Genomic DNA, 21607 nt, shown 5'->3' on the forward strand with positions numbered 1-21607 from the left:
GCTCCCGGCAAGTGAATGTTCCGAGCCGAAAACCCTGCGCTCCAGTTCGTCGCACCCTCTTTCCGGCGCCGCGGCGCCTTCCCATATCGGCCTCTAGCGGTCGCCGGAAGGGGCCGATTTCACGCCATATGTGAGGGGGAGGCGCGCCGATTCGCGTGGCGCTTCTCCGGCCGGAGGGGTCTATGAATTTCGATAAATACACGACGCGCGCGCAGGGCTTCGTGCAGTCTGCGCTGTCGCTGGCGACGCGCGAGGGCAATCCGCAGCTTCAGCCCGAGCATGTGCTCAAAGTTCTGCTCGACGACGAGCAGGGCCTCTCGTCCGGCCTCATCGATCGCGCCGGCGGGCGCTCGCGCGAGGCGCTCGCCAAGACCGAGGCGGCGCTCGCCAAGCTTCCGAAAGTCTCCGGCGGCGGCGCCGGACAGCCGCAGCTCTCCCAGGCGACGGCGCGGCTCTTCGACAGCGCCGAGAAGATCGCGCAGAAGGCCGGCGATTCTTACGTCACGGTCGAGCGCCTGCTGCTCGCCCTCGCGCTCGAGAAGGGAACCGAGGCCGCGCGCATTTTGGGCGAAGCCGGCGTGACGCCGCAGACATTGAGCGCCACGATCGAGGATCTGCGCAAGGGCCGCACCGCCGATTCCTCCTCCGCCGAGAGCGCCTATGACGCGCTGAAGAAATATGCGCGCGATCTGACCGAGGCGGCGCGTGAAGGCAAGCTCGATCCGGTGATCGGCCGCGACGAGGAAATTCGTCGCACCATTCAGGTGCTGTCGCGCCGCACCAAGAACAATCCCGTGCTGATCGGCGAGCCCGGCGTCGGCAAGACGGCGATCGTCGAAGGGCTCGCTCTGCGCATCGTCAATGGCGACGTGCCGGAATCGCTCCAGGACAAGAAGCTGCTCGCGCTCGACATGGGCGCGCTCATCGCCGGCGCGAAATATCGCGGCGAGTTCGAGGAGCGCCTGAAGGCGGTGCTGAGCGAGATCACCGCGGCGCAGGGCGGAATCATCCTGTTCATCGACGAGATGCATACGCTGGTCGGCGCCGGCAAGGCGGACGGCGCAATGGACGCCTCCAATCTGCTGAAGCCGGCATTGGCGCGCGGCGAGTTGCATTGCGTCGGCGCGACCACGCTCGACGAATATCGCAAGCATGTGGAGAAGGACGCGGCGCTGGCGCGGCGCTTCCAGCCGGTGTTCGTCGACGAGCCGACGGTCGAGGACACGATCTCGATCCTGCGCGGGCTGAAGGAGAAATATGAGCTGCACCATGGCGTGCGCGTCACCGACGGCGCCATTGTGGCGGCGGCGACTCTCTCCAACCGCTACATCGCCGACCGCTTCTTGCCCGACAAGGCGATCGATCTCGTCGACGAGGCGGCGTCGCGCCTGCGCATGCAGATCGATTCGAAGCCGGAAGAATTGGATGAGCTGGACCGTCGCATCATTCAGTTGCGCATCGAGCAGGAGGCGCTGCGCAAGGAGACCGACGCCGCGTCCAAGGACCGGCTCGCCAAATTGGAGACGGAGCTCGCCGAGCTGACCGAAAAATCCGCGGCGCTGACGCAGCGCTGGAAATCCGAGAAGGACAAGCTCGGCCAGGCGCAGAAATATAAGGAGCAGCTGGAGACGGCGCGCAATGAGCTCGCTCAGGCGCAGCGGCGCGGCGAGTTCCAGCGCGCCGGCGAGCTCGCCTATGGCCTGATCCCCGATCTCGAGCGCAAGCTCGCGGAGAGCGAGAAGGAAGGCGCGCAAAAAATGCTCGAGGAGGAGGTCACGCCCGAGCATGTCGCGCAGGTCGTCTCGCGCTGGACCGGCATTCCGGTCGACAAAATGCTCGAGGGCGAGCGCGAGAAGCTGCTGCATATGGAGGACGAGCTGTCGCGCCGGGTCGTCGGCCAGAAGGAGGCTGTCGCCGCGGTCTCGACGGCGGTGCGCCGCGCCCGCGCCGGATTGCAGGACCCCAATCGGCCGATCGGCTCCTTCATTTTCTTGGGCCCGACCGGCGTCGGCAAGACCGAGCTGACCAAGGCGCTCGCGAGCTTCCTGTTCGACGACGAGACGGCGATGGTGCGTCTCGACATGTCCGAATATATGGAGAAGCATTCGGTCGCGCGTCTCATCGGCGCGCCTCCCGGCTATGTCGGCTATGAGGAGGGCGGGGCGCTGACCGAGGCGGTGCGGCGGCGGCCCTATCAGGTCGTGCTGTTCGACGAGATCGAAAAGGCCCATCCGGACGTGTTCAACGTGCTGCTGCAGGTGCTGGACGACGGTCGCCTGACCGACGGCCAGGGCCGCACGGTGGACTTCAAGAACACGCTCATCATCATGACGTCCAATCTCGGCTCGGAGTTCCTGGTGATGCAGCAGGAGGGCGAGGATTCGACCGCCGTGCATGACGAGGTGATGCAGGTGGTGCGCGCGCATTTCCGGCCGGAGTTCCTGAACCGCGTCGACGAGATCATCCTGTTCCATCGGCTGCGGCGCGAGGATATGGGCGCGATCGTCGACATCCAGATCAAGCAGCTGCAGAAGCTGCTCGACGATCGCAAGATCACTTTGCAGCTCGACGAGAAGGCGCGGGCGCTGCTCGCCGCCAAGGGCTATGATCCGGCCTATGGCGCGCGGCCGTTGAAGCGGGTGATCCAGAAGGAGCTGCAGGACCCGCTCGCCGAGGCGCTGCTCGCCGGCGACATCGTGGACGGCTCCACCGTGCGCGTCTCGACCGACAGCCAGGGGCTGACGCTGAACGGCCGGCCGACGGGCCGGCGCGGCTTCGGGGCCGGAAAGGCGGCGTGACGCGCCGCCGCGGCGCCTCTTCCCCACGACGCGCCGGCGACGCGGGGGAGAGGGACTAGAGCGCTTTCCGATCGAACGGAATCGTTCGATCGATCAGAATTCGCTCAAAAGAAAGAAGGCTGGAGCGTCATCCGATCCAATTGGATCGGATGACGCTCCAGCGACTCAGGCGAGATCAGGAAACAGCTGCTTCAAGCCGGCTTCGCTCGCGGCGCAGACGCCGCGCTCGGTGATCAGCGCGCCGACGAGCCGCGCCGGCGTCACGTCGAAGGCCCAGTTGCGGGCCGGCGAGCCGTCCGGCGTCAGCTGCACGCGCCTCACGGAGCCGTCGTCGGCGCGGCCGCTGATATGGGTCACCTCGCTCGCGTCGCGCTCCTCGATCGGAATCTCGGCGACGCCGTCGCGCATGCGCCAATCGATCGTCGAGCTCGGCAGCGCGACATAGAAGGGCACGCCATTGTCATGGGCGGCGAGCGCCTTCAGATAGGTGCCGATCTTGTTGCAGACGTCGCCGCGCCGCGTCGTGCGGTCGCTCCCGACGATGATGAGATCGACGAGGCCGTGCTGCATCAGATGGCCGCCGGCATTGTCCGCAATCACCGAATGGGGCACGCCTTCGCCGGCCAGCTCGAAAGCGGTGAGGCTCGCGCCCTGATTGCGCGGGCGGGTCTCGTCCACCCACACATGCAAGGGCACGCCATCGCGCGCCGCCTTGTAGATCGGCGCGAGCGCCGTGCCCCAGTCGACCGCGGCGAGCCAGCCGGCGTTGCAATGAGTGAGGATGTTGACCGGGCGGCCGGGGTGCTCGGCCGCGGCGGCGCAGATCAGCGCCGCGCCATGATCGCCGATCGCCTCGCAGGCGAGCGCATCCTCGTCGGCGATGGTCGCCGCCTCGCCGAAGGCGAGGGCGCGCCGCTCGGAGGGCGGGGCGGCGAGCAGCAGCGCCCGCATGCGGTCGAGCGCCCAGCGCAGATTGACGGCGGTGGGGCGCGCGGCGGCGAGCAGGGCGTGCGCCGCCTCGATCGCCGCATCGGCGGGATCGGCGGCGGCGGCGAGCGCCAGCCCATAGGCGCCGGTCACGCCGATCAGCGGCGCACCGCGCACCACCATGGTTCGAATCGCCTCGACGGCGTCGCCGAGCGATGCGAGCCGGCGTGTCTCGAAACGATGCGGCAGCAGCGTCTGGTCGATCGCCTCGACGGTTCCGTCCGCATTGGGCCAGATGGTGCGATAATGTCGGGATTGGATACGCATCGGATCTCGTCGGAGCGGAGCACTGCTCGACGCCTAGCTCGAGACCGATCCTGTGTCGACGCCCGAGGACGCCGAAAAAAGCAGCGACCGGGCGCCCCAGAGAAAAAGGACGTCCGGTCGTTCGGTCCGCCAGGCGTTCAAGCCGCTTTCTTCGTGGGTCCCGAGACGAGCGCGCGCGCGTGATCGAGGACGTCGGTCAGATCGGCGTAGGAAGCGGCGGGCTCCGCCGCGACGCTCGCCACGAGGCCGGAGGCGCGCAGCGCCTTCTCATTGCGCCACCAAATGAAGAGGCAGACGGCCGCGATGCTCGCGAGGGCCGTGAAAGGCTCTCCGGGAAGGAAGGAGAAGTCCGGCGCGCATTCCTTGGCGTAGACGCAGGCGTCGGACCAATCCTGAAACCAGTTGATGATCGATTCCATGATAGACCTCGTCCGAGCCCCCATGGAGTCTACTCGACCATCGAGGCTCTACATATCTTCCCTCGGCGTCCGCAGCGCGAGAGCGCTCCGGTCTGGGTTGAGAGGAATATATTGCGACGCACAAAAACCGGCAAGGGAAATTTCGTCGCACCCCGATACTATCGCGTAGAACCCTTTCGATATTATTGAGGCGCACGCCGCCCAGGAATTGGGCGCCGCAGCAGGAAATGCCGAGACGGAAAGGAATGGCGGGGCGCTTCCTCATGCCGAGGCGGCGCGCGTCTAGGGCGCGCTGCGGCCGACCCTTCGAGACGGTCCCCTCGCGTAGGCCTCCTCAGGGCGAGGGGATTGTTTTGTCGCTATTGAGAGGAGGTTCTCTCTCGCGTCTGTCACAGGCTGTTCTGAATATGGTCGCGCAGCGTCGGATAGACCTGATTGTCCCAGCGCCTGCCGTTGAACACGCCGTAATGGCCGACGCCGGCCTGCAGATGGTGGGACTTCATATAGGGCCGCAGCCCGCTGCAGAGGTCCTGGGCGGCGAGCGTCTGGCCGACGGCGCAGATATCGTCCTTCTCGCCCTCCACCGTGAGCAGGAATGTTTTCTTGATCGCGCGCGGCGTGACCGGGCGCCCCTTGAACAGCAGCTTGCCTGCGGAAAGGGCATTCTTATGGAACACGGTCTCGATCGTTTCCAGATAGAAGAGCGCGTCGAGATCCATGATGGCGAAATATTCTTCGTAGAAGGTGCGGATGCGATCCGCCTTCTCGTGATCGCCCTCGACGCGATGGCGGAACATATCCATGAAAGCGTTGGCGTGGCGGTCGACGTTCATGCTCATGAAGCCGGCGATCTGCAGAAACCCCGGATAGACCTTTCGCCCTGCGCCCGGAAGGCCGCGCGGCACCACGCCGATCACATTGTCGCGGAACCATTCGATCGGCTTCGACGTGGCGAATTCATTGACCTTGGTCGGCGAGACGCTGGTGTCGATCGGTCCCGCCATCAGCGTGAGGCTCGCCGGCTGCGCCGGGTCGTCGTCCTTTGCCATCACCGCCACGGCGGCGAGCGCGGCGACGGCCGGCTGGCAGACCGCGACGACATGCGAGGGCGCCCCGAGAAAGCGGATGAAGTCGATGAGATGCTGGACGAACTCGTCCATGCCGAACACGCCCTGCGACAGCGGAACGTCGCGCGTGTTGATCCAATCGGTCACATAGACGTCGTGGTCCTGCAGCAGCGTGCGGAGGGTCCCGCGCAGCAGCGTGGCGAAATGCCCGGACATGGGCGCGACGAGCAGCACGCGCGGCAGATTTTCCACGTCCTTGCGCGCAAAGCGCAGCAGCGTGCAGAAGGGGGTCGAATAGACCGCCTCCTCGGCGATGTCGATGACCGCGCCGTCATGGGTGGAGATCTGATCGATGCCGAAGGACGGACGCTCATGAGTGAAGCCGAGCAGAGCGACGAGCTCGCAATAGGCTTGGAAGCATCGCAGCGGCGATGCATAGGGCGCGGTTTTCCAGAGGCGAAGCAACCGCTCGCCGCTCGCCGCCGCCAGACGGAGGCGATTGCTCACGTCGGCATAGCTCTGATAAGCGTCATACATCATGCGGCTCAGCGAAACCTTCCGTTGCCGATGGGGCCGGTCGAGCAAGCCCCGTGCCATAGGAACGCTCTAGCATGGCACACGGCTTGCTGCTGAGTCCACAACAGGAGGACGCCCCACTCATGCCGGCGACGACGCTCACGATCAGCAGCAAGAATTATTCGTCATGGTCCTTGCGGGGATGGCTGATGATGAAGCTGTCCGGCGTCGCGTTCGAGGAGGTCGTCGTCAGTCCCGACGATGTGGCGGCGCGGGCGGAGATCCTGCTGCTGTCGCCCTCGATCCTGGTGCCCTGCCTCAGCTATGAGGGCGCCAAAATCTGGGACACTCTGGCGATCGGCGAGTTCCTGAACGAGGTCGCGCCCGCCGCCGGGCTGCTGCCCGCCGACCGCATGCGCCGCGCGCATTGCCGCTCGATCTGCGGCGAGATTCATTCCGGCTTCGCCTCGCTGCGCTCGGCGCTGCCGATGAATTTGAAGGGGCGCTTCCCAAAGTTCAAAGTGTGGTCGAAGGCGCAGGGCGACATCGCCCGCGTGACGCAGATCTGGCGCGAATGCATCGGCGCCTATGGCGGCCCCTATCTCTTCGGCGAGATTTCCATGGCGGACGCCATGTATGCGCCGGTGGCGACGCGCTTTCGCACTTACGACGTCCCGCTCGACGGCGTCTGCGAGGCCTATTGCGACCGCATCCTGGCCTGGCCGGCGATGCAGGAATGGATCGCCGCCGCGCAGCTCGAGCAGGAGGAAATCGAGGAGCTCGAGGTGGAGTTCTGATTGTCTCGCGCGGCGTCGATGCGCGTGGCCGTCAGGGCTTCGCCACCGCGACGCTGTCGAAGGGATCCCAGCTGATCCGATAGCGATGGACGAGGAGCAGCCTCTCGATCGCCGCGCGCTCCTCTTCCGTCTTCAGCTCCGATTCGAAAATGATCGCCTTGGGGCGCCAGCTCGCGAAATCGAAGCTCGACAGAACCAGCTCCTCGGCGCCTTCCACATCGACGACCAGCAGATCGCAATCGCCGAGCGCATGATCTTTGACGATGTCCATGCCGGTGGTGGTTCGGATCGAGACCGGCTCGATGTCGCTCTCGGCGAGGCCGCTGCGCAGCAGCACATCTTTCGCGAAGGTCGCGCAGCCCTGCAGCCAATATTCGCCGGTGCGCATCAGCTGATCCCGCACGACGTCCGGCTTGACCCTGTAGATGTCGCGTCGCCCGGCGCGAACGTCGATCGCCACGTTGACGCAGGTGACGCCAGGGCGCGCCGCATGAGTTTGGCGGAGCGCTTCGAAATAGTCCGGCACCGGCTCCACGATCACGCCGCGCCAGTCATAGGCCTCGATGAAGGGATGGAGGGGATCGGCGAGGCGCCCGTCATTGCCGCCGATCTGGAGAAAGGTCGCCTTCCCCTGCCGCATGCTGTTGACGAGCGCGATCGCCGTTTCGGCGACGCCGGTGCGGCGCGCCGTCGGCGCGCTCGACGGCATGGCGAGGGCCTTCACACCCCGCGCAATCTCGTCGAGCCGGCCGGACAGATCGCTGTGGCGCCAGGCGACATCGGCCTTGGAGGCCGGAAGCGTGGCCTTGCGCCATTGATGGTAACGCTCGATGACGCTCGTCATCTGTGAGCTCCCGTCTGTGGGCCCGCCGCCCCGTCGACGCGTTCCTCTCCCGCGCAGCGGAGAAGGGCGTGGGAGCGGGCCGTCAATTCGGATGATGCAGGCCACTCGTGAGATCCGCGAGGCGTCGCGGAGCCGCGTCATGAACTTCACTCGAAATATCGCCGTCGCAAGGCTCACAGTCGGTATCATGCGGAGGGGCGCGGCGAAACCCGCCGCCCGGCCGTACATCTGCGGAGTTGATTGCGGCTCGAGCGCGTCGTCTTGACTTTGCCTGTCGCCTCCGGCGTCAATCGCGCCATGCGCATACGAATCGTCCCGCCGACGCGGATCGCGTCGCGGCAATGAAAACCGTCGGCCTCTTCGCCGGGATCGGCGGCCTCGAGCTGGGGCTCGCCCGCGCCGGCCATGACTGCCTGCTCCTCTGCGAGAACTGGCCGCTCGCGGCGCGTGTGCTGGCGGCGCGCTTCCCGGAGGTTCCGAACGCCGGCGACATCGCCTCGCTGCGGCGCCTGCCCGGCGGGACGGAGCTCGTCGCCGCCGGCTTTCCCTGCCAGGATCTGAGCCAGGCCGGCCGCACCGCCGGCATAGAGGGCCGAAAGTCGGGCCTCGTCGCGCATGTCTTCCGCCTGCTCGACGCCGAGCGCGCGCCCTTCGCCCTGCTGGAAAACGTCTCCTTTATGCTGCGCCTCGACGGCGGCCGCGCCATGGCGCGTCTCGTCGCCGCCTTCGAGGAGCGCGGCTATCGCTGGGCTTATCGCGTCGTCGACACGCTCGCCTTCCTGCCGCAGCGCCGCCAGCGCGTGCTGTTTCTCGCGTCGCGCGCGGGCGATCCCGCCGACGCGCTGTTGGTCGACGAGGCGGCGCCGGCGCCGCGGCGCGCGGCGCTCGGTACGCATGCGCATGGATTTTATTGGACCGAAGGCGTGCGCGGGCTCGGCTGGGCGGCGGACGCCGTGCCGACCTTGAAGAACGGCTCGACGCTCGGCATCGCCTCGCCGCCCGCCATCCTGCTGCCCGGCGGCGCCATCGTCACGCCGGACATTCGCGACGCCGAGCGGCTGCAGGGCTTTCCCGCCGATTGGACCGAGCCGGCCGAAACCCTCGCCCGCGCCTCCTGGCGCTGGTCGCTCATCGGCAATGCGGTGAGCGTCCCCGTGGCGCAATGGGCGGGCGAACGCCTCGCCGCGCCCGGCTGCTATGATCGCGCCCGCGACGGCGCGCCGCTGTCGGCCGGCGCGCGCTGGCCGCGGGCGGCGCGCTTCGACGGACACGAGCGCCGCGCCGTCGCCATCTCGGAATTTCCGCAGTGGCGGGAGCGCGCGCCGCTGCATCTCTTCCTCGCGCATCCGGGCAAGCCGCTCTCGGCGCGCGCCAGCGCCGGCTTCCTCGCCCGCACGCAGCGGGCGCGGCTGCGCTTTGCGCCGGGATTTCGCGAGGCGGTGGCCGCCCATCTCGAGGCGATGCGGGCGCCGGCGGCGCAATGAAGACGCCGAAGGCCAGCGACCCCGCCCGCTCCGCGCTGATGAAGCGCGTGCGCCAGGCGCGCACTTCGGCCGAGGAGGCGGTCGCCGTCGGCCTGCGGCGGGCGGGCTTGTTCTATCGGCGCAATTGCAAGGGGCTGCCCGGCGCGCCCGATTTCGCCAACCGGCGGCGCAAATGGGCGATCTTCGTCAACGGCTGCTTCTGGCACCATCACAAGATTTGCCGGCGCGGCACGATTCCGAAGCAGAACCGCGCCTTCTGGCTGGAGAAATTCGCCGCCAACCGCGCCCGCGACGCGCGCAAGGCGCGGGCCTTGCGCGCGGCCGGCTTCTATGTCGCCTTCGTGTGGGAGTGCGAGGCCTTCGATCCCGCGCGGCTCGAAAGGCGAATCGCGCGGCTGCAACGGAGGGCGGGCCGGGCGGGCGAGGGGTAGAATCGGCCCCGGCGAGCCGCCCGAGCCGTGGCCGCGCTTCTGGCAAAGCGGCCGGCAAATTGCTACAAGCCGCCACCGGCCCGTCTATATACCCCGCGCGGCCCTTCGAGATTTACGAGACAGGTCGACCCCATGCGCAGCGCCAGCATCGAGCGCAACACGAAAGAGACCCGGATTTCCGTCGCCGTCGACCTCGACGGCGAGGGGCGGTCGGAGATTGCCACGGGGATCGGCTTCTTCGACCATATGCTCGATCAGATCGCCCGCCACGCGCCGCTCGATCTCTCCGTCGCGGCCGAGGGCGACCTGCATATCGACGGCCATCATACGGTCGAGGACGTCGGCATCGCGCTCGGCCAGGCTGTGGACAGAGCGCTCGGCGACCGCAAGGGCATCGCCCGCTACGGCGACGCCCATGTGCCGCTGGACGAGGCGCTGGCCCGCGTCGTCGTCGATATTTCGGGGCGGCCCTTCCTCGTCTACGACGTGGCCTTTCCCTCGGCCAAGATCGGCGAGTTCGACACCGAGCTGACGCGTGAATTCTTCCAGGCCTTCGCGACCAATGCGCGCGTCGGGCTGCATGTCGAGTCACTGCGCGGGGTCAATTCGCATCATATAGCCGAGTGCTGCTTCAAGGGCTTCGCCCGCGCGCTCGGCAAGGCGGCGGCGCTCGATCCGCGCCGCGGCGGCGTCGTTCCTTCGACCAAGGGCACGCTCACCAGCTGATGAGGAGAGGCGGGCCCATGGCCGTCTATACCGTGCATATTCCGCAGGGCCGATGGGGCGAGCGGCCCGCGCCCGACAAAATCGTCTTCCTGCGCGACGGGTTTTCGCTCGCGGCCTTTCTGCTCGGGCCGATCTGGCTGCTGTGGCGGCGGGCCTGGCTTCCGGCTGTCTCGTGGACCGTCCTGCTCGGCGTCATCGGCGCGCTCGCGGCGACGGGCCTGTCGGCGGAGGCTGTGTCCGTGCTGGAGATCGCCCTCGCCGCGCTGCTCGGATTCGAGGGCTCGCGTGTCGTCGCCTGGTCGCTGGCGCGCCGCGGCTATACGGAGAGCGCCGTGGTCGTCGGCGACAGTCTCGACGAGGCCGAGGCCGCGTTCTTCTTCTCGCTGCAGCAGGGCGGCCCGAGCGCGAGCGGGCCGGCGTCGGGCGGCGCCGCGGCGACGCGCCACGCCATCGGAGGATTGTTCGAGGAGATCAGGCCGTGACCACGGCGATCATCGATTACGGCTCGGGCAATCTGCATTCGGCGTTGAAGGCGTTCGAGCGGGCGGCGAGGGAGAGCGGCTCCGCCGCGGCCATTCGCGTGACCGATGATCCGGAGGTCGTGCGCCGGGCGGAGCGAGTCTGCTTGCCGGGAGTAGGGGCGTTTCGCGACTGCCGCGCCGGGCTCGCCGCTCGGCCGGGGCTCGACGAGGCGCTGCGCGAGGCGGCGATCTCTCGCGGACGGCCGTTTCTCGGCATTTGCGTCGGCATGCAGCTGATGGCGACGCGCGGCCTCGAGCATGGCGAGGAGCCGGGGCTCGACTGGATCGCCGGCGATGTCGCGGCGATCGAGCCGAAAGACTCGAGCCTCAAGATTCCGCATATGGGCTGGAACACGCTGGAGCTGGCGCGGCCGCATCCGCTGTTCGAGGGGATCGCGACCGGGGCGTCGGGGCTGCATGCCTATTTCGTGCATTCCTATCAATTCCTGCCGACCTCGCGCGCCCATGTCGTCGCGACGACGGATTACGGCGAGGCGCTGACGGCGGTCGTCGCCCGCGACAATCTCGTCGGCACGCAGTTCCATCCCGAGAAGAGCCAGACGCTCGGCCTCGCTCTCATCGGCAATTTTCTGAGGTGGCGTCCGTGATCCTGTTTCCCGCGATCGATCTGAAGGAAGGTCAATGCGTGCGCCTCGTCGAGGGCGAGATGTCCTCGGCGATGGTGTTCAACGACGATCCGGCGGCGCAGGCCGTCGCCTTCGCCGCCCAGGGCTTCGAATATCTGCATGTGGTCGATCTCGACGGCGCCTTCGCCGGCGCGCCGATGAACGCGCTCGCGGTCGAGGCTATTCTGGGCGCGATCGGGATTCCGGTGCAGCTCGGCGGCGGCATCCGCGAGATGCGCACCATCGCGCGCTGGCTGGAGAAGGGCGTCTCGCGCGTCATCATCGGCACGGCGGCGGTGCGCGACCCGGCGCTGGTGCGCGAGGCGGCTCGGCTCTATCCCGGCCGCATCGCCGTCGGCATCGACGCCAAGGACGGCTTCGTCGCGGTGGAGGGCTGGGCGCGCCGCACCCATGTCTCGGCCCCGGACCTCGGCCGTAGCTTCGAGGACGCGGGCGTCTCGGCCATCGTCTACACCGACATCTCGCGCGACGGCGTGCTGAAGGGGCTGAACATAGAGGCGACGTTGGCGCTCGCCGAGGCGCTGACGATTCCCGTGATCGCCTCGGGCGGCCTCGCCTCGCTCGCCGATATCGAGCGCCTGCTGCAGCCCGACTGCAAGAAGCTCGCGGGCGCGATCACCGGCCGCGCGCTCTATGATGGGCGGCTCGACCCGGCCGAGGCGCTGGCGCTGATCCGGGCGGCGAAGGAGGCGGCGTGAGGCAGGACGACCCGGTCAGGAGCTGGACATCGCGCGCGGGAATCGTTCGCGTTCGCAATGCCCTGAATCCGCTTCTCTGGTCGATCAGCCTCGGCACGCCCATGTGCTGGGTGGCGGCGTATTTCTTTCGTGACGACACGATCTTGAAATACGGCTTTTCCGCGCTCGGCGCGCTTCCCATCTTGGGGACTCTCGCAGCTTATGCCGTGTTCTTGTTTCGGGATCCGACGCGCCTGCAATCCGAGGAATATCAGCTTCGCCATCAAGCGCTTCAAATTCTGCACAAGCAGGGTGACAACAGCGATATTGTGGATGTGGCCGTCGAAAGGCTGAGCTTGCGCATCGAGGAGAGGTCGCCGGAGGAGCCATGAGCCGAAAGCAATATATTGTGGTCGCGCCCGGGGCTTTTCCTCGGCGCGCCGCGTGGGAGCCCAAAGCGGCCAGGCCGCTGGACGATATTCTCGATGTGGGGGATTCCGTGTTTCTGATGGGCGACAATGTCGCTTTCGTCGAGACGACCCAGGAGATCGCATCGTTGACCGAGAGGCTGCGCGAGAAGCTGTTCGGTGAAACGATGTTCTTCCTGGCCGATATCACGAGCACGAGCCGCGCCGCAAATATGCCGCAGCAGTTTTGGAGTTATCTCGAGGCGTCTGCCGCCGAAGGGCCGTCCGGGCGAGCCGCGTGATGCTGAAATCCCGCCTCATCCCCTGTCTCGACGTGAAAGAAGGCCGCGTCGTCAAAGGCGTCAATTTCGTCGATTTGCGCGACGCCGGCGATCCGGTGGAATGCGCCATCGCCTATGACGCCGCCGGCGCCGACGAATTATGCTTCCTCGACATCACCGCGAGCCATGAAAATCGCGGCGTCATGCTCGAGGTCGTGCGGCGCACCGCCGAAGCCTGCTTCATGCCGCTGACCGTCGGCGGAGGCGTGCGCGCCGAGGACGACATCCGCAATCTGCTGCTCGCCGGCGCCGACAAGGCGTCCATTAATTCCGCCGCCGTCGCCGATCGCGACTTCGTGCGCCGGGCGGCGGAGAAATTCGGCTCGCAATGCGTGGTCGTCGCCATAGACGCGAAGAGGGTCGGCGATCATTGGGAGATCTTCACCCATGGCGGCCGCCGCCCCACCGGCATAGACGCCGTAGCCTATGCGAAAGAGGTGACGAGCCTCGGCGCCGGCGAGATCCTGCTGACCTCGATGGACCGCGACGGAGCCAAGATCGGCTTCGACATCGCGCTCACCCGCGCTGTGGCCGACGCCGTCGACGTGCCGGTCATCGCCTCGGGCGGCGTCGGGACGCTCGACCATCTGGTCGAGGGCGTGCGCGACGGCCATGCTTCCGCCGTTCTGGCGGCGTCTATCTTCCATTTCGGCGAGTTCACCATCGAAGAGGCGAAGCTCCATATGGCGAAGGCAGGAATTCCGATGCGTCTCGACGGCCTCGCCGCATGAGCGGGTTTTCGCTCGCCGATCTCGCGCGGATCATTCATTCGAAACGGAGCGCCGAGGCGGCGCAATCCTATACGAAGAGCCTGTTCGAAGCCGGAACGCCGCGCATCGCCAAGAAATTCGGCGAGGAGGCGGTGGAGACCGTGATCGCCGCCATGCAAAACGACAAGCGCGCCTTGACGTCGGAGGCCGCCGACACGTTCTATCATCTGCTGGTGCTGCTCGAGGCCGGCGGCGTCGCGCTCGACGAGGTGCTCGCCGAGCTCGAACGGCGCACCGCCCAGTCCGGCCTCGAAGAGAAGGCGTCGCGCGGAGACGGAAAATGAACGCCGAGGCCAATCTTCCGGCCGCCGCCGTTCTCTCGCCCTATCGGCGCTTCACCCGCGCCGAATGGGCGAGCCTGCGCGCCGACACGCCGCTGACGCTGACGCTCGACGATCTCACGCGGCTCAAATCGCTCGACGATCCGATCTCGCTGGAAGAGGTCATCGAGATTTATCTGCCGCTCTCGCGCCTGCTCGCGCTCTATGTCGCGGCGACGCAGGGCCTGTTCAAGGCGACGCAACGGTTCCTGGGCGCCGAGGACGGCAAGATGCCCTATATCATCGGCGTCGCCGGCTCGGTCGCCGTGGGCAAGTCGACGACGGCGCGCATTCTGAAGGCGCTGCTGTCGCGCTGGCCGAACACGCCCAAGGTCGAGCTCGTCACGACGGACGGCTTCCTCTATCCGAACGCCGTGCTCGAGCGCGAAGGCCTCATGGACAAGAAGGGCTTTCCCGAGAGCTACGACAATCGCGCGCTGCTGCGCTTCCTCTCCGATGTGAAGGCCGGCCAGCGCAATGTCGCGGCGCCGGTCTATTCGCATCTCACCTATGATGTCGTGCCCGGCGAATATTTCTTTGTCGACAAGCCCGACATTCTCATCGTCGAGGGCGTGAATGTTCTCCTGGCGAGCCGCCCGCGCGGCGATGGGCGCGAGATTCCCTTCGTCTCGGATTTCTTCGACTTCTCGGTCTATCTCCATGCCGAGGAGGATGTGCTGGAGCAATGGTATGTGGACCGCTTCCGCCGCCTGCGCGAGACGGCGTTTCGCGATCCGCTCTCCTACTTCAAGAAATACGCCGATCTCGACGACGCCGAGACCGCGCGCGTCGCCAAGGATATCTGGACGCGCATCAATCTCGAGAATCTGCGCCGCAACATCTCGCCGACGCGCCCGCGCGCGAGCCTGGTGCTGACCAAGGGCGCGGATCACAGAATCGAGGAAGTCGCGCTGCGCAAATTGTGAGCTTCGACCGAAGGAGGCTGCTCATGACCAAGCGTCTCGATTACGCCGCCATCGCTCCCGACGGCATGAAAGCCATGGCGGGGGTGCATTCCTATGTCGCGCATTGCGGGCTGGGCAAAGCCTTTGTCGAGCTCGTCTATCTGCGCGTGTCGCAGATCAACGGCTGCGCCTATTGCATCGACCTGCATACGCGCGCGCTGTTGAAGGAGGGGGTGACGATCGAGAAGCTGGCGCTGGTCTCGGTCTGGCGTGAGGCCGGAGCCCTCTTCGACGCGCGCGAGCAGGCGGCGCTCGCCTGGGCGGAATCGGTGACGCGCGTCTCCGAGACGGGAGCGCCGGACGACGCTTTCGCCGCAGTCTCCGCGCAGTTCGATCAGAAGGAGGTCGTCGACCTCACCTTGGCGATCTCGCTGATGAATGCGTATAATCGCATGGCGATCAGCTTTCGCGCGCCTCCGGCTGCGGCCAAATCCGTGCAGGGGTGAGTCTGCACGCGCAGCGTCCACCCTTCGAGACGCCCGCTGCGCGGGCTCCTCAGGGTGAGGGGGTGTTGTTGGGATGAGCGTTGATCGGGCGAGCCCGGTCCTTCATCCTGAGGAGCGCCCGAAGGGCGCGTCTCGAAGGAGGCTCCAGAAGCGACGACGGCGCTCACGCCGCCGGCGCGCTCCACAATTCCTCGATATAGCCGCGGCGGATCCAGCTGCGGAAGCGATAGCGGCGGACGAAGCCGTAATCCGGCAGCAGGTCGCCGACCACCGACTGCCGCTCGCCCGACTCGCCGACCTTGCGATTGGCTTCCTGATTGATGCTCAGCAGCAGCGGCGCCCAGGCGCCGATCCTGCCGAAATAGGAGCGGCAGACCGCTTCGCCCATTTCGGGAAAGGAGTCGCAATTGACGACGATGTCGGCGGCGATCTTCGCGCTCGCATCGGCGAGCGGCGCGAAGACGAGATCGACGCCGGTTTCGCCCGGCGCGTCGGCGGGATGGCGGAAGGCGACGCGCGCTTGCGGAAGAGCGCGGCTCAGGAAGAAATATTGCATCGCCGAGACGGTCGGCAGATCGACGATAGTGTAATGGCGCGCGTCGCGCATCAGCGCATAGCGCGCGACCTTGCCGAAGCCCCCGCCGATCTCGCAGACGCGCGGCGCCGACAGTCCGCTCGCCTCGATGACGCGCAGCGCCGCATAGAGCGCCTGAATGTCGCGGCCGTCGAGCACGCGGTCGTCGACGGCGAGCCCGAACAATCCGTCGAACACATTGGGCGACGCGATCTCGAAGCCGAGCGCGGATTCTATTTCCGCGGCGAGCGCGCGCGACGCGAGGAACATTGTCTCGCCCATGTAATTCTGCTCGGCGCATTCGGCGCGCGCCAGCCCCATATATTGCGCGAGCGAGGCCAGCATGTCGTGATAGGGCGCGACCGCCGCGCGGCGCCCTTGCGGCGTCGCCGCGCGAAAATCGCGATAGGCGCGATCGCCCTGCTCGAGGCCCTCGGCCGCCGGCGTCTTCTGCACGCCCACGAGATAGATGGCGAGCGCGCGCGGATCGCGGCATTCGAGCAGACGCAGCAGCTGCTGGTGGCGATCGGCGACGATCGTCGTCCACATCGCGCCGCCGCCGCCGAGAGCGCGCGCATGCGATTCGGCGATGCGCGCGCGCCATTCGCTCTGCAGGCGCTCGGCGATCTCCACGTCGCGCTCGTCGGCCATGCGCAGAGAAAGCGTCGGCTCCAGCAGCGGCAACCCACGGCCTGCCGAGTTCATCAGCTGTGCGCCGACGCCCATTGCCGAAGCTTTGTTGACGAGCCAGAATCCGCCGTGCTTCACGCGCGCGGCGAGCGTCTCCTCCGGCACGCCCTCGGGCAGGTCGAAGCGAAAGCCGTAGCAGCCGTCGCCGATCCCGGCCTCGACCAGATCGGCGCGCGACGCATCGGCGCGCGTGACGCCGATGACGGCGCCGGCGGAGCAGATCTCGACGTCGAGCCGCTCGCTCGGCCGCGTACGGTCATGAACCCATCCGGCGATGCGCCGCGCGTTCGCGCCATCCACATAGCCGACGAATTCCGGCGGGCGTTTTCGCTTGAACCACATGCGCAGCCTCCGGCTCAGGTCCGGAAGCGGCGCGGCTGCGGCAGCCGCGCGGGAAGCACCAGGCGGGGCGTGGCGTTATCGCGACTGTACCAGGGGTTGAATGCGGGATCGTCATAATCGAGCAGGCCGTATTTGCTGCGCAGCGCCTCCTGCTCGCGCTTGAAGCGGTCGATGTTGGCCTTGGTCTCGTCGCTGCCGCGGCTCGCCGATTCGTGATGATAGAGCGTCGCGAACGGCGTCCACACGACGCGATAGCCCGCCCGGCCCGCGCGCAGGCAGAAGTCGATGTCGTTATAGGCGATGGCGAAGTTCTCCTCGTCCAGCTCGCCGACCGCCTCGAGGCACGGCCGCGAGATCAGCAGGCAGGCGCCCGTCGCCGCCGCGAAGGAGTGGCGCACCTTCAGCCGCGCCATCGGCCCGGGATAATCGCCCGGCATGCCGCAGAACCAATGCCCGGCCACGGACCCCAAGCCGACGATGACGCCCGCATGCTGGAGCGAGCCGTTGGGATAGAGCAGGCGCGCGCCGACGATGCCCGTCGACGGATAAGCGAGGCACGACGCCATCTCCTTCAGCCAGCCCGACTCGATCACTTCTATGTCATTGTTGAGCAGCAGCACGCAATCGCCGCGCGCGGCGCGCAGGCCGCGATTGACCTGGCGGGCGAAGTTGAACGGCGCCGCGACGATGTCGGCGCGAAACGCGGGATGCGTCCTGCGCATGTCGTCATAGAGCGCGAGAACGCGCGGATCCGTGCTGCCATTGTCGACGACGATGATCTCGAGCGCCGGATAATCCGTCTTGCGCGTCAGATCGTCCATCAACCGCGAGATCAGCGTGAAGGCGTCCTTGCTCGGCACGACGACCGATATGAGCGGCCAATCGCCGCCCGGAGGATGCAGGCGAACGCGGTGGAGATTGGAGTTGAGCGCCGGCTCCACACGCGCCGGCGCGCCGTCCTCCGCATAGTCCTCGGACAGCGCGCGACGCGCATTCTCGGTCGCGCGGTCGAGGAAATTGGCCGAATAGCTCGACCCGTCGCGCCGCCAGAGATAGGCGGGGTAGGGGAGATGGACGATCTCCTCGGGCGCGAGGCCGCGCATATAGCGCAGCAGCAGATCATAATCCTGCGATCCGTCGAAGCCCTGCCGCAAGCCGCCGAGCGCCGTCAGGCGGGAGCGGCGGTAGAGCGAGAGATGATTGACGTAATTGACGCCGGACAGCAGCACCGGGTCGAAGGCCGGCTTCAGCACATAGGATTTCGGGCGCAAATGGCCGTCGGTGACGAGCTCGTCCGTGTAAACGAACAGCGCCTCGGGATTGAGTTCGATCGTCTCGATGACCGCGTCCACGGCGAAAGGCGTGAGCGCGTCGTCATGATCGATGAAGGCGATCCATTCGCCGGTCGCGGCCGAAAGAGCGAGATTGGTCGCGGCGGCGATGCCGCCGTTCTCCGCCGCGCGCAGGATCGTCAGGCGCGGATCGCCGGCGTGACGATCGAGCCAGGACGTCGTCTCCCTGTCCGTCGAGCCGTCGTCGGCGAGGATCAGCTCGGCCGCGCCCGGCCGCTGGAGCCGGAAGGAATCGAGCAGCTGATCGAGATAGGACGCTTTCGTATTATAGACGGGCGTGAGGAAGGAGATCAGCGGACGCGTTCCGCGCCAGGGCTCCGCGCCGCCGTAGCGGCTGCTCGCCATGGCGATCACCTGATCGAAATGCTGCGGCACGCCGCGAATTTTGGTGGCGCGCGGGCCGAGGGCGGAGAGCTCGCCGGCGCCGGCGCGCGCCACGATCTCGCAGCTCGGCGCCGCCGCTCCGCTCATCGCGGCCTTGCGCAGCTTCTGCCCGACGAAAGCGCGAATGGACTTCTCATCGCGCGCCGCGAAGGCTCGGAAGGCGAAGCGCGAGGGAAAAGAGGAGGGGTCGAACCGCACGCGGCGAACGCGGCCGAAGCTCTTGACGGCGACGACATAGAGGCCGTCGCGCGTCTGCCGCAGCTCGATCTCCTCGCCGCGCTCGAAGTCCTCGCCATAGTCGAGGAAGACGCGCGGATCGAGGTCGCGGTCGGCGTTCTCGATCTCGAACAGGAGGAAGGAAGCGCCGACGAGCCAGGGAGCGAACACGAATTGCGGATCGGCGTCGATCGCCCGCCATCGCTCCCATCCGAGTCTTCGTAAGCCTGCATGTCTCACGGAGGGAATTTTGAACAGCAAGGCTCGCTTCCAATCGCCCTCGTTTGCTTCGGCGCGCCGCGCCGGTCCGCGTGGGTCGGCGGCGCGGGCGGCGAGTCGAGGCTTCTATACGCGACGCGCGGCGAATAAGCCAGACCGGCCGGAGGAGCCGCCGGTCGAGCATGTCGGTCGAGCATGGACGAAGCCGGGAGGGCACGCTATAAGGCCCCGTTCGTCGCGTCCGGGGGGATCGATCGGAGCCGCAATTCAACGATGATCCAGTTGAACAAGGTCTTCAAATTCTTCAAGACCGAGAGGCATATGAAGGTCGTCCTCGACCATGTCTCGACGGTCTTCGACAGCAGCTATTCCTATGGAATCCTCGGCGTCAACGGCGCCGGAAAATCGACGACGCTGAAAATCATCGCCGGCACGATGCTGCCGAACTCGGGGCGGGTGATCCGGACCGTGCGCGTGTCCTGGCCGCTCGGCTTCGCGGGCGGCGTGCATCCGAAGCTGACCGGGCGGGAGAACTCGCATTTCGTGGCGCGCATCTATGGCGCCGATCCGCTCAAGACTGCGGCTTTCGTCGAGGATTTCGCCGAGCTCGGCGATTATTTCGACGCGCCGGTCAATACCTACTCCACCGGCATGGCCGCCAAGCTCAATTTCGGCATGTCGATGGCCATTGATTTCGACGTCTTCCTGATCGACGAGATCACCGGCGTCGGCGATTCGCGCTTCCAGAAGCGCTGCGCGGAAGTGTTCGCGGAACGGCGCCGGAACACGAGGGTGATCTTCGTGTCGCATTCCATGAACACGGTCGCGCGTTTTTGCGACCGGGCGGGAGTGCTGGTCGACGGGCAGCTGCTGATGTTCGACACCGTCGGCAAGGCCGCCGAGTTCTATAATCGGATGAACAGATAGCGGAACGCAATGAACGACGCGCCAAAGCCGCCCGAGCTGCGCTCGCCCAATCCGATGGAGAGAGCGGAGGCGGTTTCGCGTTTCCTCGCCGAAGCGGCGCGACGCGCGCGCTTTTCCGCGCGCGTGCGCGGCGCCTATAAGGACAGCAGCTTCGGCTCGCGCCGCGGCGCGCGGGCGATACGCGTCGCCTTTGCGACCTTGTTCGTCCTTCTGGTCGCCATTCCCAATATCGTGAGCGTCGTCTATTTCGGCCTCATCGCCTCCGACCAATATGTCGCGGAGGCCAAGTTCACGGTGAGCGGCGCGGAGACGCCGAAGCCCGACGGATCGGGCGCGACGATCGATCTGCCGATGATGATGATCATGCAGGATTCGCTGATCATCACCAGCTTCCTCGAGAGCCGCACGCTGGTCGAGCAGCTCGAGCGGCAGGTCGATCTGCGCGCGCTCTACAGCGCGCCCTCCATCGATCGTTGGGCGCGTTTCGACGCGAGCAAGTCGATCGAGCTGTTCGTCGATTATTGGGGGAAGATGGCCGAGGCGAAGATGGGCATTCCCTCCGGCATCGTCACTCTGACCGTGCGCGCGTTCTCGCCCGAGCATGCGCGGCGGATCGCCGACGCCGTCGTCGCCGACTGCGACGCGCTGATCAACAGCCTCAACGAGCGCATGCGCGGGGACACCGTCAGATCCTCGGAGCAGGATGTCGCTCTCGCCGTGGACCGCCTGAAGACGGCCTGGGTCGATCTCGAGCGGGCGCGCAATGAAGAGGGTCTGCTCAACGTCGATCTCGCGAGCAAGTCGCAGACCGACGTTCTGGCCGGCGTCGAGAGCGAGCTGCTGGCGGCGCAGAAGGAATATCAGATTCGCAGCCATTACCTCGAGGAATCGGCGCCGCAGCTGCGGGTGATGCGGCGGCGCATCGAGGCGCTGGAGAGCCAAGTGGCCGAGCGCAGGGCGCAGATGACCGCGCAGGAGAGCAAAGGCGTCGCCGCGCTCGCCCAGCGCACGCTGTCGGGCAAAATGACGAAATTCGCCAGCCTCGATCTCGAGCATAACATCGCCCAGGCGCGCTATCAGGCGGCGGTGTCGGCTCTCGACGCCGCGCGCCAGCTCAGCCAGAGAAAAATGCTCTACCTGCAGGTGATCGAGTCGCCCTCGACTCCCGAAGAGCCGCGCTATCCCCGGCGCATTCTCTATCCCGGCCTGGTTTTCCTCGGCTCGCTCACGCTGTGGGGGGCGTTGATCGGGCTCATCACCTTCGTGCGCAATCACATGGCGTGAGCGGCGACGGCCGGTTGGCGGTCCGGGAGCGGTCGGCCGTCCCCCGACCCGGCTGCGCTGTCGCCCCTCGAAGGCTGCGCCCACGCTTTCGGAGCGGCGCCGCTGTAGCGCGACAAATCAAATGGCATCTCGCGACAGATCATTTGGCATAGGCTGAGAACTGTCGCGGGCAAAAAAAAAGGGGCCTCG

At 66.8% G+C, this 21607-nt stretch carries 22 protein-coding genes; 16 read left to right on the forward strand and 6 right to left on the reverse strand.

Annotated features, from left to right (window positions below; translation table 11 throughout):
- Positions 1-182: 182 nt before the first annotated feature.
- Positions 183-2798: an ATP-dependent chaperone ClpB gene (gene clpB, locus K3F48_RS13545; RefSeq protein WP_222575966.1), complete on the forward strand. Its 2616-nt coding sequence runs from the start codon at positions 183-185 to the stop codon at positions 2796-2798.
- Between the two features lie 165 nt (positions 2799-2963).
- On the opposite strand, the gene mtnA is transcribed toward clpB, so the two are convergent.
- The 3 genes from mtnA to phaZ all read right to left on the reverse strand — a co-directional run bounded on the left by mtnA (position 2964) and on the right by phaZ (position 6078).
- A complete protein-coding gene (gene mtnA / locus K3F48_RS13550; protein ID WP_222575967.1) occupies positions 2964-4052 on the reverse strand; it encodes an S-methyl-5-thioribose-1-phosphate isomerase in 1089 nt (362 codons plus the stop codon).
- Between the two features lie 137 nt (positions 4053-4189).
- The gene (locus K3F48_RS13555) at positions 4190-4471 is read right to left on the reverse strand and encodes a hypothetical protein (protein ID WP_222575968.1); all 282 of its coding nucleotides are present in this window, start codon (positions 4469-4471) and stop codon (positions 4190-4192) included.
- 389 nt (positions 4472-4860) lie between these two features.
- Positions 4861-6078 carry a polyhydroxyalkanoate depolymerase gene (gene phaZ, locus K3F48_RS13560; protein ID WP_222575969.1) on the reverse strand — a complete coding sequence of 406 codons (1218 nt, stop codon included), beginning with the start codon at positions 6076-6078 and terminating at the stop codon, positions 4861-4863.
- 119 nt (positions 6079-6197) lie between these two features.
- On the opposite strand from phaZ, the gene K3F48_RS13565 reads away from it, so the two are divergent.
- On the forward strand, positions 6198-6851 hold the full coding sequence (locus K3F48_RS13565) for a glutathione S-transferase family protein (protein ID WP_222575999.1): 654 nt from the start codon (positions 6198-6200) through the stop codon (positions 6849-6851).
- A 31-nt stretch (positions 6852-6882) separates the two neighbouring features.
- Here K3F48_RS13565 and K3F48_RS13570 read toward each other — a convergent pair whose 3' ends face one another.
- A complete protein-coding gene (locus K3F48_RS13570) occupies positions 6883-7695 on the reverse strand; it encodes an FkbM family methyltransferase (protein ID WP_222575970.1) in 813 nt (270 codons plus the stop codon).
- 341 nt (positions 7696-8036) lie between these two features.
- Here K3F48_RS13570 and K3F48_RS13575 point away from each other — a divergent pair, with 341 nt between their 5' ends.
- The 12 genes from K3F48_RS13575 to K3F48_RS13630 all read left to right on the forward strand — a co-directional run bounded on the left by K3F48_RS13575 (position 8037) and on the right by K3F48_RS13630 (position 15430).
- Positions 8037-9179: a DNA cytosine methyltransferase gene (locus K3F48_RS13575; protein ID WP_222575971.1), complete on the forward strand. Its 1143-nt coding sequence runs from the start codon at positions 8037-8039 to the stop codon at positions 9177-9179.
- Positions 9176-9610 (forward strand): DNA mismatch endonuclease Vsr, encoded by a 435-nt coding sequence (vsr, locus tag K3F48_RS13580; RefSeq protein WP_222575972.1) that lies wholly within the window; start codon positions 9176-9178, stop codon positions 9608-9610. The genes K3F48_RS13575 and vsr overlap by 4 nt, the downstream gene beginning before the upstream one ends.
- A 132-nt stretch (positions 9611-9742) precedes the next feature.
- Positions 9743-10336 carry an imidazoleglycerol-phosphate dehydratase HisB gene (gene hisB / locus K3F48_RS13585; protein ID WP_222575973.1) on the forward strand — a complete coding sequence of 198 codons (594 nt, stop codon included), beginning with the start codon at positions 9743-9745 and terminating at the stop codon, positions 10334-10336.
- Positions 10337-10353: 17 nt separating this feature from the next.
- Complete coding sequence (locus K3F48_RS13590) at positions 10354-10818, forward strand: DUF2628 domain-containing protein (protein WP_222575974.1); 465 nt, start codon at positions 10354-10356, stop codon at positions 10816-10818.
- Entirely contained in the window at positions 10815-11465 is a 651-nt protein-coding gene (hisH, locus tag K3F48_RS13595) for an imidazole glycerol phosphate synthase subunit HisH (protein WP_222575975.1), read from the forward strand. Before K3F48_RS13590 ends, hisH begins: the two co-directional genes overlap by 4 nt.
- Positions 11453-12202, forward strand: a complete 750-nt coding sequence (hisA, locus tag K3F48_RS13600; protein WP_222575976.1) for a 1-(5-phosphoribosyl)-5-[(5-phosphoribosylamino)methylideneamino]imidazole-4-carboxamide isomerase — start codon at positions 11453-11455, stop codon at positions 12200-12202. The genes hisH and hisA overlap by 13 nt, the downstream gene beginning before the upstream one ends.
- Positions 12199-12573 (forward strand): hypothetical protein, encoded by a 375-nt coding sequence (locus K3F48_RS13605; RefSeq protein ID WP_222575977.1) that lies wholly within the window; start codon positions 12199-12201, stop codon positions 12571-12573. Before hisA ends, K3F48_RS13605 begins: the two co-directional genes overlap by 4 nt.
- Positions 12570-12890 carry a hypothetical protein gene (locus K3F48_RS13610; protein ID WP_222575978.1) on the forward strand — a complete coding sequence of 107 codons (321 nt, stop codon included), beginning with the start codon at positions 12570-12572 and terminating at the stop codon, positions 12888-12890. Before K3F48_RS13605 ends, K3F48_RS13610 begins: the two co-directional genes overlap by 4 nt.
- Complete coding sequence (gene hisF / locus K3F48_RS13615; protein WP_222575979.1) at positions 12890-13660, forward strand: imidazole glycerol phosphate synthase subunit HisF; 771 nt, start codon at positions 12890-12892, stop codon at positions 13658-13660. Before K3F48_RS13610 ends, hisF begins: the two co-directional genes overlap by 1 nt.
- A complete protein-coding gene (locus K3F48_RS13620) occupies positions 13657-13983 on the forward strand; it encodes a phosphoribosyl-ATP diphosphatase (protein WP_222575980.1) in 327 nt (108 codons plus the stop codon). The genes hisF and K3F48_RS13620 overlap by 4 nt, the downstream gene beginning before the upstream one ends.
- Entirely contained in the window at positions 13980-14945 is a 966-nt protein-coding gene (gene coaA, locus K3F48_RS13625) for a type I pantothenate kinase (protein WP_222575981.1), read from the forward strand. The genes K3F48_RS13620 and coaA overlap by 4 nt, the downstream gene beginning before the upstream one ends.
- Before the next feature lie 23 nt (positions 14946-14968).
- Positions 14969-15430: a carboxymuconolactone decarboxylase family protein gene (locus K3F48_RS13630; protein ID WP_222575982.1), complete on the forward strand. Its 462-nt coding sequence runs from the start codon at positions 14969-14971 to the stop codon at positions 15428-15430.
- A 163-nt stretch (positions 15431-15593) separates the two neighbouring features.
- Here the strand turns inward: K3F48_RS13630 and K3F48_RS13635 are convergent, their stop codons facing one another.
- Together K3F48_RS13635 and K3F48_RS13640 are read right to left on the reverse strand one after the other, a co-directional pair.
- Positions 15594-17036 carry a putative sugar O-methyltransferase gene (locus tag K3F48_RS13635; RefSeq protein ID WP_222575983.1) on the reverse strand — a complete coding sequence of 481 codons (1443 nt, stop codon included), beginning with the start codon at positions 17034-17036 and terminating at the stop codon, positions 15594-15596.
- Between the two features lie 14 nt (positions 17037-17050).
- Positions 17051-19228, reverse strand: a complete 2178-nt coding sequence (locus K3F48_RS13640; RefSeq protein WP_370631420.1) for a glycosyltransferase family 2 protein — start codon at positions 19226-19228, stop codon at positions 17051-17053.
- A gap of 252 nt (positions 19229-19480) precedes the next feature.
- On the opposite strand from K3F48_RS13640, the gene K3F48_RS13645 reads away from it, so the two are divergent.
- Positions 19481-20134 carry an ABC transporter ATP-binding protein gene (locus tag K3F48_RS13645; RefSeq protein ID WP_222575985.1) on the forward strand — a complete coding sequence of 218 codons (654 nt, stop codon included), beginning with the start codon at positions 19481-19483 and terminating at the stop codon, positions 20132-20134.
- Between the two features lie 9 nt (positions 20135-20143).
- Positions 20144-21418 carry a lipopolysaccharide biosynthesis protein gene (locus K3F48_RS13650; RefSeq protein ID WP_222575986.1) on the forward strand — a complete coding sequence of 425 codons (1275 nt, stop codon included), beginning with the start codon at positions 20144-20146 and terminating at the stop codon, positions 21416-21418.
- Positions 21419-21607: the final 189 nt, after the last annotated feature.

It is taken from the genome of Methylosinus sp. Sm6, from assembly GCF_019802345.1.
Taxonomy (GTDB): Bacteria; Pseudomonadota; Alphaproteobacteria; order Rhizobiales; family Beijerinckiaceae; genus Methylosinus.

Excerpts from the sequence above, each read along its gene's own strand:
- clpB (WP_222575966.1), top strand. The coding sequence starts at position 183 with ATGAATTTCGATAAATACACGACGCGCGCGCAGGGCTTCGTGCAGTCT.
- mtnA (WP_222575967.1), bottom strand. The coding sequence starts at position 4,052 with ATGCGTATCCAATCCCGACATTATCGCACCATCTGGCCCAATGCGGAC.
- K3F48_RS13555 (WP_222575968.1), bottom strand. The coding sequence starts at position 4,471 with ATGGAATCGATCATCAACTGGTTTCAGGATTGGTCCGACGCCTGCGTC.
- phaZ (WP_222575969.1), bottom strand. The coding sequence starts at position 6,078 with ATGATGTATGACGCTTATCAGAGCTATGCCGACGTGAGCAATCGCCTC.
- K3F48_RS13565 (WP_222575999.1), top strand. The coding sequence starts at position 6,198 with ATGCCGGCGACGACGCTCACGATCAGCAGCAAGAATTATTCGTCATGG.
- K3F48_RS13570 (WP_222575970.1), bottom strand. The coding sequence starts at position 7,695 with ATGACGAGCGTCATCGAGCGTTACCATCAATGGCGCAAGGCCACGCTT.
- K3F48_RS13575 (WP_222575971.1), top strand. The coding sequence starts at position 8,037 with ATGAAAACCGTCGGCCTCTTCGCCGGGATCGGCGGCCTCGAGCTGGGG.
- vsr (WP_222575972.1), top strand. The coding sequence starts at position 9,176 with ATGAAGACGCCGAAGGCCAGCGACCCCGCCCGCTCCGCGCTGATGAAG.
- hisB (WP_222575973.1), top strand. The coding sequence starts at position 9,743 with ATGCGCAGCGCCAGCATCGAGCGCAACACGAAAGAGACCCGGATTTCC.
- K3F48_RS13590 (WP_222575974.1), top strand. The coding sequence starts at position 10,354 with ATGGCCGTCTATACCGTGCATATTCCGCAGGGCCGATGGGGCGAGCGG.
- K3F48_RS13610 (WP_222575978.1), top strand. The coding sequence starts at position 12,570 with ATGAGCCGAAAGCAATATATTGTGGTCGCGCCCGGGGCTTTTCCTCGG.
- hisF (WP_222575979.1), top strand. The coding sequence starts at position 12,890 with ATGCTGAAATCCCGCCTCATCCCCTGTCTCGACGTGAAAGAAGGCCGC.
- K3F48_RS13620 (WP_222575980.1), top strand. The coding sequence starts at position 13,657 with ATGAGCGGGTTTTCGCTCGCCGATCTCGCGCGGATCATTCATTCGAAA.
- coaA (WP_222575981.1), top strand. The coding sequence starts at position 13,980 with ATGAACGCCGAGGCCAATCTTCCGGCCGCCGCCGTTCTCTCGCCCTAT.
- K3F48_RS13630 (WP_222575982.1), top strand. The coding sequence starts at position 14,969 with ATGACCAAGCGTCTCGATTACGCCGCCATCGCTCCCGACGGCATGAAA.
- K3F48_RS13635 (WP_222575983.1), bottom strand. The coding sequence starts at position 17,036 with ATGTGGTTCAAGCGAAAACGCCCGCCGGAATTCGTCGGCTATGTGGAT.
- K3F48_RS13645 (WP_222575985.1), top strand. The coding sequence starts at position 19,481 with ATGATCCAGTTGAACAAGGTCTTCAAATTCTTCAAGACCGAGAGGCAT.
- K3F48_RS13650 (WP_222575986.1), top strand. The coding sequence starts at position 20,144 with ATGAACGACGCGCCAAAGCCGCCCGAGCTGCGCTCGCCCAATCCGATG.